We start from the raw sequence: 17,157 nt of genomic DNA, 5'->3' as shown, positions 1-17,157 counted from the left end.
AAGCCAGGTCGTCCACGCCCAAAAAGAGCTGGTAGCGGTCGCCCACAGTGTTGCGCAGGTCGGTGATGCGGCGGATGTCGCCGGTGCTTTCCTTGATGGCGGCGATCCACTCGCAGTCGGCCAGCTCCACCATGTGCTCGGGCTTCAGGTCCACGCGGTAGGCCACAGGGTTGTTGTAGACCATCAGGGGGCGCTGGGCGGCACCCGCCATGGCGCGCACATTGGCCATGGCCTCGCGGGCGTCGGCCACGTAGATCACCGAGGGCATGACCATGTAGCCCGCCACGCCCAGTTTGTTGCCTCCGTCGATGTACCGCAGGGCCTCGCGGGTGCTGGTCTCGGACACGTTGGCCAGTACGGGTACGCGGCCGTCAGCGGCTTCAAGGGCGATCTTGGCGACCTGGAGCTTTTCCTCCAGCGACAGCGTGCTGGCCTCGCCCAGTGAGCCGCAGGTCACCAGGCCATGGATGCCGTTGCGGATCTGGAAGTCGATATGGCGGGCCGTGCCCTCGGCGTCGATGGACTCGTCGGCATGGAACTTGGTGGTGATGGCGGGGAAGATGCCTTGCCAGCGGGGTTGTGGGTTCACAGGGTGCTCCTTGGGTGCGTTGGGCGATGAAGTTATTAATATATTAACAAGATATTTGAAGTGCACAAGCGGAATTTTGGGCAAAGACAATCGGTTGTCCGGAGGGGATGGAGGGCCTGGAATCTGGCAAACCCTTGGCCAGCCACCGCTGTCGCGGCGCTGCCACGGCCCCCAGGCCTGCAAACCTATAATGAAAGGTTGGTCCCCATAGGGCAGCGACAGGCAACGCGCAGGTGCGCAGCCTGCGGCATGCCTGCTGCGTGCAACCACTCCACAACATCATGAGCACTCCCACTTTTTCTGTCGCTGACATCCGCAAGTCCTTCCTGGATTTCTTCGTCTCCAAGGGCCACACCGTGGTGCCGTCGAGCCCTCTGGTGCCCGGCAACGACCCCACGCTGATGTTCACCAACTCGGGCATGGTGCAGTTCAAGGACGTGTTCCTGGGCACTGACAAGCGCTCGTACAACCGGGCGGTGTCCGTGCAGGCCTGCCTGCGTGCGGGTGGCAAGCACAACGACCTGGAAAACGTGGGCTACACCGCGCGCCACCACACCTTCTTTGAAATGCTGGGCAACTGGAGCTTTGGCGACTACTTCAAGCGCGAATCGCTCAAGTGGGCGTGGGAACTGCTGACCGAGGTCTACAAGCTGCCGCCCGAGCGCCTGCTGGCCACGGTCTACCAAGAAGATGACGAGGCCTACGACATCTGGACCAAGGAAATCGGCCTGCCGCCCGAGCGCGTGATCCGCATCGGCGACAACAAGGGTGGCCGCTACAAGTCCGACAACTTCTGGATGATGGCCGACACCGGCCCCTGCGGCCCCTGCAGCGAAATCTTCTACGACCACGGCGACCATATCCCTGGCGGCCCCCCAGGCAGCCCTGATGAAGATGGCGACCGCTTCATCGAGATCTGGAACAACGTGTTCATGCAGTTCGACATGGACGAGACGGGTGCCGTGACCCCGCTGCCCGCACCCTGCGTGGACACCGGCATGGGCCTGGAGCGCCTGGCTGCCATCCTGCAGCACGTGCACAGCAACTACGAGATCGACCTGTTCGACGCGCTCATCAAGGCCGCTGGCCGTGAGACCGGCGTGACGGACCTCAACAACAAGAGCCTGCGCGTGATCGCCGATCACATCCGCGCCACCGCGTTTTTGGTGAGTGACGGCGTGATCCCCAGCAACGAAGGGCGTGGCTACGTGCAGCGCCGCATCGTGCGCCGCGCCATCCGCCACGGCTACAAGCTGGGCAAAAAGACGCCGTTCTTCCACAAGCTGGTGGCCGACCTGGTGCGCCTGATGGGTGATGCCTACCCGTCGCTGCGCGAGCAGGAACAGCGCATCACCGACGTGCTGAAGGTGGAAGAAGAGCGCTTCTTCGAGACGCTGGCCAACGGCATGGAAATCCTGGACGCTACCCTGGACGGCGGCGCCAAGGTGCTGCCCGGCGACGTGGCCTTCAAGCTGCACGACACCTACGGCTTCCCGCTCGACCTGACCAACGACGTGTGCCGCGAGCGCGACGTGGAAGTGGACGAGGCCGGCTTCAAAACCGCCATGGAAAAGCAAAAGGCCCAGGCCCGCGCTGCCGGCAAGTTCAAGATGGACAAGGCGCTGGAGTACACCGGGGCCGCCAATCAGTTCACCGGTTACGAGAATCTTGCAGATACTGCAAAAATCATAGCTATCTACGTAGATGGGACAAGCGCTGCAGCCCTAAAAAGTGGTCAAAACGGCGTGGTGGTGCTCGATACGACCCCGTTCTACGCGGAAAGTGGCGGCCAGGTGGGTGACGAGGGCGTCATCACCAGCGGCTCGGCACGCTTTGCGGTGGGCGACACGCTCAAGATCAAGGCCGACGTGTTTGGCCACCACGGCACGCTCGAAGAGGGCACGCTGAACGTGGGCGACACCGTGCAGGCAGAGGTGAACACCGCCGTGCGAGCCGCCACCGTGCGCAACCACTCGGTCACGCACATCATGCACAAGGCCTTGCGCGAAGTGCTGGGCAGCCATGTGCAGCAAAAGGGCAGCCTGGTGAACGCCGACCGCACGCGGTTTGACTTCACGCACAACGGCGCTGTGACCGCTGCCGAGATCCGCGAGATCGAGCGCCGCGTCAACGAAGAAATCCTGGCCAACCAGCCCACGCAGGCTCGGGTGATGGACATCGAATCGGCCCAGAAGACGGGTGCCATGATGCTGTTTGGCGAGAAGTACGGCGAAACCGTGCGCGTGCTCGACATCGGCACCAGCCGCGAGCTGTGCGGCGGCACGCACGTGCTGCGCACGGGCGACATCGGCCTGTTCAAGGTGGTAGGCGAGGGCGGCGTGGCCGCAGGCATCCGCCGCATCGAAGCCGTGACGGGCGCCAATGCGCTTGCCTATCTGCAGAACCTGGAAGACACCGTGAACCAGGCCGCCAGCACCCTCAAGGCGCCGGTGGCCGAGCTCAATGGTCGCATCAGCCAGGCGCTGGACAATGCGCGTGCGCTGGAGAAGGAAGTGGCGGCCCTGAAGGGCAAGCTGGCCTCCAGCCAGGGCGACGAGCTGGTGAACCAGGCCGTGGACGTGAAGGGCATCAAGGTATTGGCTGCCGCACTGCCGGGCGCCGATGCCAAGACCCTGCGCGACACCATGGACAAGCTCAAGGACAAGCTCAAGACCGCCGCCATCGTGCTGGCGGCCGTGGATGGCGACAAGGTGCAGATTGCTGCGGGCGTCACCGCCGACAGCGTGGGCCGCATCAAGGCAGGTGAGCTGGTGAACTTTGTTGCCCAGCAAGTGGGTGGCAAGGGCGGCGGCAAACCCGACATGGCCATGGCGGGTGGTACAGATGCTTCCAAGTTGGCGGCCGCCTTGGCGTCGGTCAATGGCTGGGTGACGCAGCAACTCGGTTGAGGAAGCGGGCAGCAGCGGGCGGGGCTCTTGCCACTGCTGCCGCTGCCACCGCTGCTTGTTCTCCAAAAAGGGCGTGACGGCGAACCGCCTTCGCGCCTACATTCAGGCGCATGGACACCCTGCGCCCCAGCCATCCTGAGCCAGAAGTAGATCTGCGGCCTGCCCCATCGGTGCAGGCGGTCGATCTACCCTGGTGGCTGCGCATCACGGTGCCGTTCGAGGTGGTTATCGCCTCCGTTGTCGTGTCGGCAATGCTGCTGCTCACCGTGCTGCTGGTCTATCAGGTCAGCACCAGCGCCCGGCAGGCCATCATTGCGGCGTCGGACGATAACGCGCAGCACATCAGTCAGTTGATCAGTGAGCGGGTGCACCGCATTGTTGACCCTGCGGACGCCACTATCCGCCTGCTGGCGTTCGATCCCATTGCCTCCGCCCAAAATCTGCCCGCGCGGCTGCGCCGCCTGCCTGTGCTGGCCCGTCTGCTGGAGCAGAACCCGCTGCTGTCGGCCGTTTTCATTGGCTACCCGGACGGCCAGTTTTTGCTGGTGCGTCCGCTGCGTGACGCCGCCGTGCGCACGCGGATGGATGCCCCGCGCGAGGCCGCCTTTGTGGTGCAGGCCATGTCGCGAGAACGAGGCGTGGCCGGTGTGGTGGGGCGCTGGAACTACTATGACGCACAGCTGCGCTTGATTGACTCTGCCGTGCGCCCCGAATACCGCTACGACCCGCGCCCACGCCCGTGGTACGCCGAGGCCGCCGAAAAGAACACGCAGGTGTTGACTGCACCCTATGTGTTCTTCACCACCCAGGAAGTGGGCGTGACGCTGAGCCAGCCCAGCGAAGATGGCCGTGCCGTGATCGGCATGGATGTGGCCCTGACCGACCTGGGCCGCGAGATTGGCGGCTTGCGCCTGATGCCGCGTACCGAGATCGCCGTGGTGGACCCGGACCAGAAGGTGCTGGCTTATCCCGATATGTCGCGCGTGCTCGTGAGCGAGGCCGCAGGACAGGGCAGCCTGCGCCTGCGCGCGCTGGCGGACCTGGGCGTTCCCAGCTTGCAGGCCATGCAAGAGCAGGGCTTGAAACAGGGCAGGCGCACCGGTTCACAGCAGGTGGTGAGGAGTGGCTGGCCAAGGTGCTGCCCCTCGAATCCGTGCGTTGGCGGGGGCTGCGCATCTTCATGGCGATACCGACCCGGGAGCTGCTGGCGGCGGTCAACGACAACCTGCAGCGCCAGGTATGGCTGTCGGTGGCGCTCATCGGGCTGATGCTGCCGTTCGGCTGGATGGCCGGGCGGCGTGTGGGGCGCAGCCTGTTCGGGTTGTCTGCCCAGGCGCAGGCGCTGGCACGGTTCGATTTTCGGCGGCCTGCCCGCCGCGTGTCCCCCATTCGCGAGGTACGCGAGCTGGGGCAGGTGATGGACCGCATGTCCGACACCATCCAGGAGTTTTTGCACATCACCCACCACATCAGCGCCGAATCGCGGCTGGACCTGATGCTGTCGAGCGTGTTGTACGAGCTGGTGCGGGCCACCAGTTGCACGGGGGGTGCGGTGTACCTGGTGGAGCCGCAGCGCACCGGGTTGCTGCGCACGGCCCGCTACTGCGAAGACCCCGAGCACCAGCCGCGCTACCCCGACCACCTGGGCATGATTCATTTCATCAACCATACGGAGCCGCAGGAGGGCGACAGCGGTGACGACCCTGCAGATGCGCAGCCCCAGCGCGTGCTGCGCGCGCAACTGCGCACCCGCGACGGCCAGCCGCTCGGGTTGCTGGTACTGCGCTATGTGGCAGACCACCTGCAGGACGATGTGCACTTTCGGGCGTTTGTCGAGAAACTCTCGGGCACGCTGTCGGTGGCGATCGAGACGCGCGGCCTCATCGAGGGGCAAAAGAAGCTGTTCGACGCTGTCATTCGCCTGCTGGCCGATGCGATCGATGCCAAGAGTCCCTATACCGGCGGTCATTGCGAGCGCGTTCCGCAACTGGCCGAATCGCTGATGCAGCGCTTGTGCGATGCCACAGAGGGCCCGTTTGCCCAGGTGGCCATGACCGATGCCGAGCGGTATGAGTTCCGTCTGGGTGCCTGGCTGCACGACTGCGGCAAGGTCACCAGCCCCGAGCACATCATCGACAAGGCCACCAAGCTCGAAGCGCTCTACAACCGCATCCACGAGGTACGCATGCGTTTTGAAGTGCTGTGGCGCGATGCAGAGCTGGACTACTGGAAGCAGCAGGTGGCGGGGGTTGACCCGGTGCGCTTGCAGCGCGAGCTGCTGGAGCGCCGCGAGCAACTGCAGGACGACTTTGCCTTTGTCGCCCGCAGCAATGTGGGCGGCGAGTTCATGGCCGATGCCGATGTGCAGCGGCTTGCCACCATCGGTCGGCAAGTGTGGCAGCGGCACTTTGATGACCGTTTGGGCCTTTCGCAAGCCGAGATGGCGCGACTGGCCAGGGTGCCGACACGCCCGACACCCGCCAATGAACCCCTGCTGGCAGACCGGCCTGAGCACATCGTTCCCTGGAGCGCACGCAAGCCACCGGTAGAAGCGGGCAACCCAGCCAATCGCTGGGGTTTTGACATGGTGCTGCCGCCCCAGGAGGCGCACCTGGGTGAGCTGCACAACCTGTCGATACGCCGCGGCATGCTCACGGCCGAAGACCGTTTCAAGATCAACGACCACATCGTGCAGACCATCGTCATGCTCAGCGGCCTGCCGTTTCCGCCGCACCTGGCACGTGTCCCGTCCATTGCCGGGTCGCACCACGAAAAGCTGGACGGCACAGGCTACCCCCGGCGCCTGAAGGCCTCAGACCTGACGTTGGCGGACCGCGTGATGACCCTGGCAGACATTTTTGAGGCGCTGACGGCGTCTGACCGGCCGTACAAGCCGCCCAAGACCTTGTCCGTGTCACTCAAGATCATGGCCCACATGGTGAGCGACCGGCACATCGACGCGGAAGTGTTCCGCTTCTTTCTTACCAGCGGGGTGTGGCGTGACTATGCGGAGCAGTTCTTGCCGATGACACAGCGCGATGCCGTGGACGTGGATGCGATCCTGGGAATGTTGGACTGATGGGTGTGGGTGTGGGTGGGGAAGGCTGTCGGGCCTGCTCAAAATATTCCGCTTCTTTGCGCACCAGCCAAAGGTGTGAACGCGGGTTTCAGAACAACTCGACGTCGTCGTTGGCCACCTTGGCCGCCAAGTGGCCTCCGGCCACCAAGTCGTCATAGAAGCACACTTGGTTGCGGCCGTGTTCTTTAGCGTAGTACAGGGCTTGATCAGCCTGGCCCAGGATTTCCACCGGGGCGCCCTTTGAGGTGCATACGAACCCCAGGCTCACGGTGACCTGCCCGACCTGCGGGAAGTTGTAGTCCTGCACCGCCTGGCGGAAGCGGTTGAACACCTTGTGGGCAGTGCTGAGTGTGGTGGAGCGCAGCAGTACCACAAACTCTTCGCCCCCGAACCGGAAGATACGGTCATGGCTGCGGAACGAGCTGCGCAGGATGTTGGCGATCAAAATCAGCACCTCGTCGCCATACAGATGCCCAAAACGGTCGTTGACCTGCTTGAAATGGTCGATGTCCACCACGGCCAACCACTGCAACACGGGCTCCGACGAACCGGCACCGTCTTCGTTGGCAAAGGACTCGGTCACTGCGGCTGTCCGCCCGCCCAGGCCATTCATGGTGTGACGGGAAAACTGTTCGTCGAAGGTCTTGCGGTTGAACAAGCCCGTCAGCGCATCACGCTCGCTGTAGTCCAGCAGGCTTTGGTAGTTCTGGTAGACCTGAAACACGCCCTTGAGCACATCCAGCTTGTGGGCCGAGAACGGGCGCGATTGCGTAATTTCGAGGCAGGTGCTGACCTTGTCGTGCATCCACACGGGCAGCCACAGCACATAGCGGCCCTTGCGTGGTGACGCCAGTGCGCTGTCGCTGTGATCTTCCACGCACACGCGGAGGGCAGGGTAATGGTCCAGCGTTTCGCGCCGGGGGTCGGCGGCGGCTTCCGAGTCGGTGGAAACCAGCTGGCCGTCTTCGATCCAGGTGCGTGGGCGCACATAGGGCACTCCCCCATCCGTGAACAGCTCCAGCGCCCGCACCTCGATGATGCTGCTGAGCTTTTGCAGCGTGGACAACACCGATACCTCCAACCGCAGATGATCGCGGTGGCCAGTCATCTCAACCAGGTTTTGCAGGATAGGTTTCATGGGCGGTGTACGGCGAGCCGTTCGGGGCATGTCGTAGGGTTAATTGCGGCGGACAAACACGACATCCCACACCCCATGTCCCAACCGTAAACCGCGGTTTTCGAACTTGGTCAGGGGGCGGTAGTCGGGCTGTGGTGCAAAGCCGGAGGCGGTGTTCTGCAGCAAAGGCTCGGCGCTCAGTACCTGCAGCATCTGCTCTGCGTAGGGTTGCCAGTCGGTGGCGCAATGCAGGTAGCCACCGGGCTTGAGGCGGGCGGCCAGCTTGGCCACCAGCGGCGGCTGGATGAGGCGCCGCTTGTTGTGTTTTGTCTTGTGCCAGGGGTCCGGAAAGAAGATGTGCACGCCGTCCAGGATTCCCTCGGGCAGCATGTGGTCGATGACCTCTACCGCATCGTGCTGCAGGATCCGGATGTTGGTCAGGTTCTGCTCGCCAATGCGCTTGAGCAGTGCGCCCACACCGGGCTCATGGACCTCGCAGCACAGAAAGTTGTCGTCGGGCCGCACGCGGGCGATGTGGGCTGTGGCCTCACCCATGCCAAAACCGATCTCTAGCACCAGCGGGGCCGTGCGGCCAAACGTTGCGGCAGCATCCAGCGGGGCCGGGGCGTAGGGCAGTACAAAGCGGGGGCCAAGGTCTTCAAACGCCTTGGCCTGGCCAGTGGTAGTGCGGCCTGCGCGGCGCACAAAGCTCTTGATTGTTTTGGGATGGGTGACGCCCGCGGGGACTTCGCCGGGTGCGCGGAGGGCTGCAGTGGGCGCAGCGCTGAGGGGTACGGGTGCAGTGGTCAGTTCGGTCACGATGGGCCATTGTAGTTTCGTCGCCACGCCGCAACCCATAGTGCCAACGCATCAGGGATGCAATTGTTGTTTGGATGTGCCAGCGGTGTTAACCCCAGCACGCTTGCTGCCCGTGCCAAGGCAGACAGTGCATGTGCGGGGTCGCGCAAGTCTAGGGCCTGGGCGCCATTCTGTTTGGACAGTTTCTCGCCGTTGTCGCCATATACCAGGGGTGTGTGCAGGTAGCGGGGCGTGGGCACCCCCAGTGCTTGCTGCAACAGGATCTGGCGCGGGGTATTGTCGGCAAGGTCCGCACCGCGCACCACGTCGGTGATGCCTTGGTTGGCATCGTCCACCACCACGGCCAACTGGTACGCCCATAGCTCATCAGCGCGGCGCAACACAAAGTCGCCCACGGCGCTGGCTACGTCCTGCTGCTGCAGGCCCAGGCGCCTGTCCTGCCAGTGCAGCAAATTAATTGCTATTAAAGTTGTAGCTTCTAGCGCTTGAATATCAAGCGCTAGAGCCTGTTTTTGCTTGAAATCTGTCGCATTGAACCGCCAGGACCGCCCCGGGCGACCGTGCAGGCCCCGGCGGCAGGTGCCGGGGTAGGGCAGTGCCGCATGGCGCTCTCGCGCATGGCCCAAGGCGGCTTGGGCGTCTTCAACGTCTTTGCGCGAGCAGGCACAGGGGTAGGCATGGCCCTGGCTTACCAGCTCGTCCAGCGCCCTCTGGTACAGAGCGCCCCGGGCAGATTGCCATTGAGGAGGCGCGTCGGGCACCAAACCACAGGCAGCCAGCTGCTGCAGGATGAAATCCGCTGCGCCCGGCACGCAGCGCGGGGTGTCCACGTCCTCGATGCGCACCAGCCACTGGCCGTCGTGCGCCCTCGCGTCCAGCCAGCTGGCAAGGGCTGCAACCAACGAGCCCGCATGCAGCGGGCCCGTGGGGGAGGGCGCAAACCGCCCTCTGTAACGCGGCAAGTCCGGCGAACGCGGCGCGGTGCCCACGCCGGTTGTCATGCCACCGCGAGTGCCAGTTCCAGCCCCGACACAAACGCATCTTCCAGCCGGTGGCCGAGGCACCAGTCGCCGCAGGCGCCCAGGCCTGTACTGGCGTCCCACAGGTGGCTCTTGCCCAGGGGGTGGGTGGTCTGCGCGTAGCGCCAGCGGCGGGTGTCGGCATGCGATGGCTCTGCGCGGATGCCGGTGACCTCGGCAAATGCCTTGATCAGCTTGGCCTGAACGCGGGCTTCATCGTCTTCCAGGTGTTCTGCGGACCAGGCGGGGCTGGCCTGGATGGTCCAGCGTTCGACCAGGCTGCGGCCGGGTTTGGATGATTCGCGTGCCAGCCACGCAATGCGGTGGTGGGTGCTGCGTGCAGCGTTCCACTGTGGTCCCAGCGTAGTAAGACCTGGGCGCACGGCGTGGGGGTAGGCCAGCATCAGTGTCCAGCACGGGGCGATGGCGACGGTGGAGAGCGCGTCGGTCAACGAGGTGTCCAGCCCCGAGGTGGAGATCAGTGCCTGCGCAGGCACCGACGGCTGGGCCAGCAGTACCGCGTCAAAACCAGCGTAGACATGCTGGGTGCCCGCGGGCCCTTCAGTGCGCAACTGCCAGCCGTCGGCGTTGACAGAATCGCGTTCGATGCGCGTGACACGTGTGTTGGTCATGAGCTGGCCGGCCTTGACCAGGGGGTCGGCCCAGGTGGTAACCAGGGATTGCATGCCCGGGCTCGCCACCCAGTGCGCTTCGCGGTGGGGTAGGCCAGCGGCGGCTACGCGCCCTGCGGCGTCTAGCACCTGCACCGAATTTGCGCTCCAGCGTTTGCAGACGCCGGGCACTGTGTCGATGGCGCGGGCAAAACGCGGGTCGCGCACGGTGAAATATTGGGCGCCCGCATCAAAGCTGCCAAAGGGGCTGTCGATGGTGGCCGTGCGGCCGCCAGCCTGGGAGGATTTTTCAAACACCGTGACGCGGTGACCGGCTTGCACAAGGGTGCGCGCGCAGGCAATGCCCGCCATGCCCGCACCGATGATGGCGTAATGGCGCTGTGGCTTGCCTGAAAGCGCCTTGGGCGCTGCCGGGGCCGCCGCGGGTGCCAGGGTGTTAGTGCGTCGGAGCCGTTTGGCGGGGAGGGGATCGGGTTTGCTCATGGAAGGCCTTTCGGTGACGGTCGGCAAGCGAGATGCAATACAAAACCAACAGGGACCACTCTACACGCGCTGCAGGGCTGGATGCGGTTGATCGGGGTCAGAAATGATGGTGGTTTTCCAGCAGAGCGCGGCGTGTCGTGGGGCTTTGCAGCTGGTTCAGCCACCATTGCAGTGCCCGGCCTGGTGCTGTAAAGCCTGGGCCGCCCCACGCGTAGTGCACACGCACGTTGCGCTCGGGCCGGGTCACGCGGCGCTCCACCAGGCGGCCAGCCTCTAGATACGGGCGCACCATGGGTTCAGGCAGAAACCCACCGCCCAGGCCGCGCAACTGCACACGCACTTTGGCCTGCATGGTGTCCACGGTCAATACGTCCTGCCCGCCCAGCAGACCCATGGTGGCGCCGCCGCGGGTGGCGGAGTCGGCCACGGCCACAGCGCGGTGTTCGAGCAGCATGGCATCGGTAATGGGCTCGGTTGCGCTGGCCAGCGGGTGGTGGGGTGCGACCACGTAGATGAACAACACATCGCCCAGAGTACTCTGCTGCAGGCCCGCCACGTTGTTGCCCGCCACCGCCACGCCAATGGCCAGGTCGGCACGGCCCGAGGTCAGTGCCTCCAGCGTGCCGGTCATGATGCCGTCGCGCAGCTTGAGGCGCGTGGGGGGCTGCATTGCATAGAACGCATCCACCAGTTCCAGCATGGTGTGCGGCGAGATGATTCCGTCGATAGAGAGCGTGAGCTGCGGCTCCCAGCCCGTGGCCACGCGGCGCACGCGGTGGGCCACGGCGTCGACGTCCTGCAGCAGGCGGGCGCCTTCACGCAGCAGTTCTGCACCGGCCTCGGTGGGGCGGGCCTGGCGGGCGCTGCGGTCAAACAACAGCACATCGAGCGCGTCTTCAATCTGGCGCACGCGGTAGGTGAGTGCGCTGGGCACCAGGCCCAGTCGGCGCGCGGCGGCGGCAAAGCTGCCCTCCTCGGCAATCACCTGCAGCATGGCTAACGCATCAGGGGTCAGAACATCGCGTGCATTTTGCATGGTGGCGCCATATTAATTCAGATTATTTGAACATTGCCATCAATTCATCAGCCTCTGCGGGTCGCACTGCAGTCCTACAGTCAAGTCTTCAAAGGAGCCATAGACATGCTGACTGTTCGCAAATCACAAGACCGGGGCCACGCCGACCATGGCTGGCTCAATTCCTTCCACAGCTTCTCGTTTGCGGGTTATTACGACCCGGCCCACATGGGTTTTGGCAACCTGCGGGTTATCAACGAAGACCGCATTGCGCCCGGCACCGGTTTTGGCACCCATGGCCACCGCGACATGGAAATCATCAGCTACGTGCTGTCGGGCGAACTGGCCCACAAAGACAGCATGGGCAACGTCAAAGGCATCCCGCCTGGCGACGTGCAGCGCATGAGCGCGGGCACCGGCGTGCAGCACAGTGAGTTCAACCACGCAGAAGGCCAGACCACTCATTTTCTGCAGATCTGGATCGAGCCCAATGTGCGGGGCATCCCACCGAGCTACGAGCAAAAGACCTTTGCCGACGCTGAAAAGCGAGGAGCCCTGCGCCTGGTGGCTTCGCCCGACGGCGCGCAGGGCTCCGTCAAGCTGCATGCAGATGCTGCGCTGTATGCAGGCCTGCTCAACGCGCAAGAGTCCGTCACCCTGGCACTGAACCCTGCGCGCAAGACCTATGTGCACCTGGTGCGCGGCGCTCTTTCGGTCAACGGCAACGCACTGTCTGCAGGCGATGCGGCGCTGCTGGAAAAGGAGTCCACCTTGTCGTTGACCGATGGCCACGACGCCGAGGTGCTGGTATTTGACCTGGCCGCCTGACCTTCTACGTTTTTGACGATCCGTTTTAAATTCACTTTTACCCCAGAGTACTCACCATGTTCACATCCCTGCAAAACCCGCTGGCCCTGGCGTCCCGCCTGCTGCTGGCTGCCTTGTTCCTGCCCGCGGGCATCAGCAAAATCACCGGCTTTGCCGGCACCGTGGGCTACATCACCTCCGTGGGCATGCCCATGCCCACCGTGGCAGCTGCAGTCGCTGCGGCGGTCGAAGTGCTGGGTAGCCTGGCATTGATCTTTGGTTTTGGAACGCGTTTTGCTGCCCTGGCGCTGGCGTTCTTCACGCTGGTGGCGAGCTTCTTCTTTCATGCCTACTGGGGCCTGCCGGCCGGCCAGCAAATGATGCAGCAGCTCATGTTCTTCAAGAACGTGGGTGTGACCGGTGGCCTTCTGGCCCTGGCAGCGTTTGGTGCGGGCGCCTGGAGCGTGGACGCACGCCGGTCTGGCCGCTGATCCATCCCCCTGGCCCCCAGCAGTCGCAAATAACCCGGTGGCGGCAAGACTGCTGTTACTGGCGTTCAATCGGATTTTCGTCAGTCCCCATCGTTTCAACAGGAGTTATTTCATGGCACACATCGCAGTTGTTTACCACTCGGGTTACGGTCACACGCAGCGCCTGGCGCAGGCCGTGGCAGACGGCGCGGGCGCCCAGTTGATCGCCATCGATGCCGAAGGCAACCTGGCCGAAGGCGGCTGGGAGGTCCTGGCCGGCGCCAGCGCCATCATCTTTGGCTCGCCCACGTACATGGCCGGCCCCAGCTGGCAGTTCAAGAAATTTGCCGACGCCTCGTCCAAGCCCTGGTTCAGCCAGGCCTGGAAGAACAAGCTGTTTGCCGGCTTCACCAACAGCGCCAGCATCAATGGCGACAAGCAGGTCACTCTGGACTATCTGTTCCATCTGGCCATGCAGCATGGCGGTATCTGGGTGGGCAACGGCATGATGCCCGCCAACTCCAAGGCAGCTACCCGTAACGATGTGAACTGGATGGGTTCGTTCAGTGGCGCCATGTCGCAGTCGCCGTCCGACGCTTCGGCCGCAGAGATGTTCCCCGGCGACCTGGAGACTGCCAAGCAGTTTGGCCAGCGCGTGGCGGACATCGCCGCAAAGATGGGCAGTTGAAACTGGTAGGCTGGCGCGGTTGCTCCGCTAGTCGCTCCCCTGCGTCCTGCCGGTCTGTCTATTTGTCTGTCTGTTCGCTCAGGAGTCGCCCCATGAATCACTGGCCCCGACCCGCTGCTCTTCGAGCCATCGTGGGAGCGTCGTCATGAAAGCCGCATTGCGACTGGCGGGCCACGCCAAGGACCTGGGCGGCGGCTTCATCGTGCGCCGCCTGCTGCCCGCCGTGCAGCGCAAGGCCGTGGGGCCATTCCTGTTCTTCGACCACTTTGGTCCGGTGACTGTGTTGCCGGGCGACAGCCACGATGTACGGCCCCATCCGCACATTGGCATGGCCACGGTGACCTATCTGTTCTCTGGCGCCATCATGCACCGCGACAGCCTGGGCTGCTTGCAGCAGATCGAGCCTGGCGCCATCAACTGGATGACGGCGGGCAGGGGCATCGTGCATTCCGAGCGACGCCCCGAAAGCCTGGCAAATCAGTCCTATGTAAACCATGGCATCCAGCTGTGGACGGCTTTACCGGTGGCGCATGAAGAGGCGAATCCGTCTTTTGTGCACACGCCTGCTGCGGACATTCCCGAGGTGCATGTGGCCGGTGTCGATCGCGTTGCGGGCGCCACCGTGCGTGTGCTCATTGGCACGGCCTTTGGCCATACCTCGCCGGTGGCCACCTTGTTGCCCACGCTGTACCTCGATGTGCAACTGTCCGCGGGTGCCGTGCTGGAGATCCCGGCGCTGGCGCAGGAAATGGCCGTTTACGCCGTGGACCAGACTGTGCAGCTCAACGGCCAGCCGCTGGACGCGCAGTTGCTGGGCGTGGTGGAGCCCGGGTCGGGCATGCACTTGGCGGGCCCGGCCGATGCGGCGGTCCGGCTCATGGTGATTGGTGGCGATGCGCTGGATGCACCGCGCCACATGTGGTGGAATTTTGTCTCCAGCCGCAAGGAGCGCATCGTACAGGCGGCGCAAGACTGGGAGGCGCAGCGGTTTGACCTGGTGCCGGGCGAGACGGAGTTCATCCCGCTGCCGCGTCAGCGATTCAAGGCGGACTGAAACCGCCTGCGGTCAGCGCTTTTCAAGCTTCAGGCCTTGACCGTGCCACACCCCTGCCGGAGCAGGGGGATCAACTCCGCTTCGGGCACGGGGCGGCTGAAGTGGTAGCCCTGCCCTTGGTCGCAGCCTAGCTCCTGCAGGATCTGCACATGGCGGGCCTCTTCCACCCCTTCGGCCACGATGGCAAAACCCAGGCTCTGGCCCATGCGCACCACGGCCGTGACGATGGTCACGTCCTGCGTGCTACGGTGCAAGTCGCGGATGAAGGCCTGGTCGATCTTGAGCGTATCCACCGGCAGGTTCTTCAGGTACGACAGAGATGAGTACCCGGTCCCGAAGTCGTCGATGGCAATGCTGTAGCCCAGTTCCTTGATCGCGATGAACTTGCCGGTCACGTCCTCCAGCCCGCTGATCAGCGCGCTTTCGGTCACTTCGAGCTGGATCAGGCGCGGGATGTCGCGGTCTTCTGTGGCAATGGCGCGCAGCGTCTGCAGCAGGCGCGGGCTGCGGAACTGCGCTGCCGCGACGTTCACCGCCACAGGCATTTCGGTGCCCAGCATGTCGCGCCAGCGCCGCGCAGCGGCGATAGCTTCGCGCAGCACCCAGTCGCCGATGTCAATGATGAGGCCGCTTTCTTCTGCAATGGGGATGAAGCTGGCGGGCGGGATGCGGCCTAGCTGCTGGCTCTCCCAGCGCAATAGGGCTTCCGCTCCCACCACCCGGCCAGTCGCCAGGTCCACCTTGGGCTGATAGGCCAGCCAGAACTCGCCCTGGGCCAGCGCGGTGCGCAGGCCGTTCTCTACGCTCAGCCGCCGCGACGACTCCTGCAACTGCCGGTCGTCAAAGACACAGTAGGTGTTGCGCCCGAGCTTCTTGGCGGCATACATGGCCATGTCCGCGCGGCTTACCAGTTCGGCCGGAGTATTGCCGTGGTCGGGGAAGAAGCTGATGCCCACCGAGGGCGTGACGTGCAGCTGGTAGCCCTCCAGGGCGAACGGGCGACGGATCTGGTTCATCAGGTCCTGTGCCAGCGCAATGGCATGTTCGTCGCTCTCCAGCTGTGGCAGCACCACCAGAAACTCGTCGCCACCATGGCGCGTGACCCAGGCCTGGGGCATCACGGTGGCTTGCAGGCGCAGCGCCAGCTGGCGCAGGAGCAGGTCTCCCACCTGATGCCCCAGCGTGTCGTTGATGTCCTTGAAGTTGTCCAGGTCTATGAACAGCAGGGCCAGGCGGCCCTGGGCCTCTCGCGAGCGGGCCAAGTCCTGCGGCAGGTCGCGTGCCAGCTTGGAGCGGTTACCGAGGCCTGTGAGCGGGTCGTGGAAGGCCTGGAAGACGATCTGCCGCTCTTTGTCGATCTCTTCGGAGATGTCGCGCAGCACCAGCAGCAGCACCACGTCTCCCGGGTTGTGGAGGAGCACGGCGTTGAGTTCGGCCACAAAGGCCCGTGCGTGTGCCGGTGCAATGCGCAGCTCGCCACGCACGCGCTGTGACTTTCCGGATTGGCGGGCCTGTTCCAGCCATTCGCCGCGCGGCTCGCCAGTGGCTTCGTCCAGCAGCGTCAGCAGGTTGTGCCAGGGCTGCCCTTGCAGGGCTGGCTCGGCAACGCCTAGCAGACGCGCCGCCGCACCGTTGGCGTAGGCCACCTCGCCCGCACCGTTGAGGGCCAGCACACCGTCGCTGAGCGCGCCCAGCGTGGCCTCGATCTCCTGCACGCGCGCTCGCAGCGCGTGTTCGGCCTGAAGGCGCAGCCTCGCTTCGGTGGCGCGCTCTGTGTGGAAGCGGTTAAGGGCATCGACCAGCGCATCCAGCTCGTCAGGCTGTGCGCTGCTGGCCCGGCGCTGCAGGCGGATGCGGTCCTGGTGGTCCAGGGGGTCTAGCCCGGTGACGGCCCGCGCCAGGGCTGACAGGTGTCGCATGATGAGCCAGCGCACGATGACGACCAGCATGGCGGCGATGCTGGCGATCTGCAGCAGCTGGGCTATGGCGATGCGCCACGCGGTCTCGGCCTGCTGCGCACGCAGGGCGGCATAGGACTCGTACACACGGATCTCGCCCAGCTGGGGCCGGTCCGGGCCCGTGCGGGTGGGGTCGGCGATGGGTTGGGTCCATGTGCTGTCGATGGTTGGGACCTCGCCGGGGCGCGACACCGTCATCAGCGTCCGGTCTCCGTCCAGAACGTCGGCCCGCACGATGGCGCCTTCGCCCACCATACCTGTGAGTAAGGCGCGCAAACTGGCGTTGTTGAAGTTCCACAGGCTGTCGCTGAGCGCTGGCAGGTTTTGTTGCACGCTGCGCTGGGCCTGCTCGTGCGCCCTCTCCAGCAGCCGGGCTCTTTCTTGCCACACAGTCACCCCAGTGATGGCGGCGAATGCCACCAAGCTAGCCACAACCACCCAGGCCAGGGTCTTGGAGGTCAGCGACGAGGGGTGGAGCAAACGCATGGGCCGTGAGGGCTCAAAATAAGAAACGCCAG

The 17,157-nt window shown here is 64.5% G+C and carries 14 protein-coding genes; 7 read left to right on the top strand and 7 right to left on the bottom strand.

Translation table 11 applies throughout. The features are described 5' to 3' along the window. Nucleotides 1-589: dihydrodipicolinate synthase family protein (locus tag ACK4OE_RS16780; protein WP_409886245.1), on the bottom strand; the 589-nt coding region annotated here is incomplete at its 3' end. A gap of 281 nt (nt 590-870) precedes the next feature. Here ACK4OE_RS16780 and alaS point away from each other — a divergent pair. The 3 genes from alaS (at nt 871) to ACK4OE_RS16765 (ending at nt 6,577) form a co-directional block, all read left to right on the top strand. Continuing rightward, nucleotides 871-3,498, top strand: a complete 2,628-nt coding sequence (gene alaS / locus ACK4OE_RS16775; protein WP_409886243.1) for an alanine--tRNA ligase — start codon at nt 871-873, stop codon at nt 3,496-3,498. A gap of 110 nt (nt 3,499-3,608) precedes the next feature. Continuing rightward, nucleotides 3,609-4,766, top strand: a complete 1,158-nt coding sequence (locus ACK4OE_RS16770) for a hypothetical protein (protein ID WP_409886241.1) — start codon at nt 3,609-3,611, stop codon at nt 4,764-4,766. Next, nucleotides 4,679-6,577, top strand: coding sequence for an HD-GYP domain-containing protein (locus tag ACK4OE_RS16765; RefSeq protein WP_409886239.1), 1,899 nt, complete (start codon nt 4,679-4,681; stop codon nt 6,575-6,577). The genes ACK4OE_RS16770 and ACK4OE_RS16765 overlap by 88 nt, the downstream gene beginning before the upstream one ends. Before the next feature lie 88 nt (nt 6,578-6,665). Here the strand turns inward: ACK4OE_RS16765 and ACK4OE_RS16760 are convergent, their stop codons facing one another. From ACK4OE_RS16760 to ACK4OE_RS16740, 5 genes are all read right to left on the bottom strand, one after another. Next, nucleotides 6,666-7,715 carry a GGDEF domain-containing protein gene (locus ACK4OE_RS16760; protein WP_409886237.1) on the bottom strand — a complete coding sequence of 350 codons (1,050 nt, stop codon included), beginning with the start codon at nt 7,713-7,715 and terminating at the stop codon, nt 6,666-6,668. 39 nt (nt 7,716-7,754) lie between these two features. Further along, nucleotides 7,755-8,513 carry a tRNA (guanosine(46)-N7)-methyltransferase TrmB gene (gene trmB / locus ACK4OE_RS16755; protein WP_409886235.1) on the bottom strand — a complete coding sequence of 253 codons (759 nt, stop codon included), beginning with the start codon at nt 8,511-8,513 and terminating at the stop codon, nt 7,755-7,757. Further along, complete coding sequence (gluQRS, locus tag ACK4OE_RS16750; protein WP_409886233.1) at nt 8,510-9,514, bottom strand: tRNA glutamyl-Q(34) synthetase GluQRS; 1,005 nt, start codon at nt 9,512-9,514, stop codon at nt 8,510-8,512. The genes trmB and gluQRS overlap by 4 nt, the downstream gene beginning before the upstream one ends. Beyond that, nucleotides 9,511-10,647: an NAD(P)/FAD-dependent oxidoreductase gene (locus ACK4OE_RS16745; RefSeq protein ID WP_409886231.1), complete on the bottom strand. Its 1,137-nt coding sequence runs from the start codon at nt 10,645-10,647 to the stop codon at nt 9,511-9,513. The genes gluQRS and ACK4OE_RS16745 overlap by 4 nt, the downstream gene beginning before the upstream one ends. A gap of 97 nt (nt 10,648-10,744) precedes the next feature. Next, a complete protein-coding gene (locus ACK4OE_RS16740) occupies nt 10,745-11,683 on the bottom strand; it encodes a LysR family transcriptional regulator (protein ID WP_409886230.1) in 939 nt (312 codons plus the stop codon). A gap of 105 nt (nt 11,684-11,788) precedes the next feature. Between ACK4OE_RS16740 and ACK4OE_RS16735 the strand changes: the two genes are divergently transcribed. From ACK4OE_RS16735 to ACK4OE_RS16720, 4 genes are all read left to right on the top strand, one after another. After that, entirely contained in the window at nt 11,789-12,490 is a 702-nt protein-coding gene (locus ACK4OE_RS16735) for a pirin family protein (RefSeq protein ID WP_409886228.1), read from the top strand. 56 nt (nt 12,491-12,546) lie between these two features. Then, nucleotides 12,547-12,960 carry a DoxX family protein gene (locus ACK4OE_RS16730; protein WP_409886226.1) on the top strand — a complete coding sequence of 138 codons (414 nt, stop codon included), beginning with the start codon at nt 12,547-12,549 and terminating at the stop codon, nt 12,958-12,960. Between the two features lie 112 nt (nt 12,961-13,072). Further along, nucleotides 13,073-13,627 carry a flavodoxin family protein gene (locus ACK4OE_RS16725; protein ID WP_409886224.1) on the top strand — a complete coding sequence of 185 codons (555 nt, stop codon included), beginning with the start codon at nt 13,073-13,075 and terminating at the stop codon, nt 13,625-13,627. A gap of 145 nt (nt 13,628-13,772) precedes the next feature. Next, the gene (locus ACK4OE_RS16720) at nt 13,773-14,681 is read left to right on the top strand and encodes a pirin family protein (protein ID WP_409886222.1); all 909 of its coding nucleotides are present in this window, start codon (nt 13,773-13,775) and stop codon (nt 14,679-14,681) included. Between the two features lie 29 nt (nt 14,682-14,710). Here the strand turns inward: ACK4OE_RS16720 and ACK4OE_RS16715 are convergent, their stop codons facing one another. Next, entirely contained in the window at nt 14,711-17,125 is a 2,415-nt protein-coding gene (locus tag ACK4OE_RS16715; RefSeq protein ID WP_409886220.1) for a putative bifunctional diguanylate cyclase/phosphodiesterase, read from the bottom strand. Between the last annotated feature and the right edge of the window lie 32 nt (nt 17,126-17,157).

This window comes from Acidovorax sp. (assembly GCF_046314175.1).
Taxonomy (GTDB): domain Bacteria; phylum Pseudomonadota; class Gammaproteobacteria; order Burkholderiales; family Burkholderiaceae_C; genus Acidovorax.
The sequence above is the reverse complement of the archived record's forward strand: the minus strand, read 5'-3'. Positions and strand labels throughout refer to the sequence as shown.

Bases quoted from the DNA above. Each gene is read 5' to 3' on its own strand.
- alaS (WP_409886243.1), top strand. From the start codon at position 871: ATGAGCACTCCCACTTTTTCTGTCGCTGACATCCGCAAGTCCTTCCTG.
- ACK4OE_RS16770 (WP_409886241.1), top strand. From the start codon at position 3,609: ATGGACACCCTGCGCCCCAGCCATCCTGAGCCAGAAGTAGATCTGCGG.
- ACK4OE_RS16765 (WP_409886239.1), top strand. From the start codon at position 4,679: ATGGCGATACCGACCCGGGAGCTGCTGGCGGCGGTCAACGACAACCTG.
- ACK4OE_RS16760 (WP_409886237.1), bottom strand. From the start codon at position 7,715: ATGAAACCTATCCTGCAAAACCTGGTTGAGATGACTGGCCACCGCGAT.
- gluQRS (WP_409886233.1), bottom strand. From the start codon at position 9,514: ATGACAACCGGCGTGGGCACCGCGCCGCGTTCGCCGGACTTGCCGCGT.
- ACK4OE_RS16745 (WP_409886231.1), bottom strand. From the start codon at position 10,647: ATGAGCAAACCCGATCCCCTCCCCGCCAAACGGCTCCGACGCACTAAC.
- ACK4OE_RS16740 (WP_409886230.1), bottom strand. From the start codon at position 11,683: ATGCAAAATGCACGCGATGTTCTGACCCCTGATGCGTTAGCCATGCTG.
- ACK4OE_RS16735 (WP_409886228.1), top strand. From the start codon at position 11,789: ATGCTGACTGTTCGCAAATCACAAGACCGGGGCCACGCCGACCATGGC.
- ACK4OE_RS16730 (WP_409886226.1), top strand. From the start codon at position 12,547: ATGTTCACATCCCTGCAAAACCCGCTGGCCCTGGCGTCCCGCCTGCTG.
- ACK4OE_RS16725 (WP_409886224.1), top strand. From the start codon at position 13,073: ATGGCACACATCGCAGTTGTTTACCACTCGGGTTACGGTCACACGCAG.
- ACK4OE_RS16720 (WP_409886222.1), top strand. From the start codon at position 13,773: ATGAAAGCCGCATTGCGACTGGCGGGCCACGCCAAGGACCTGGGCGGC.
- ACK4OE_RS16715 (WP_409886220.1), bottom strand. From the start codon at position 17,125: ATGCGTTTGCTCCACCCCTCGTCGCTGACCTCCAAGACCCTGGCCTGG.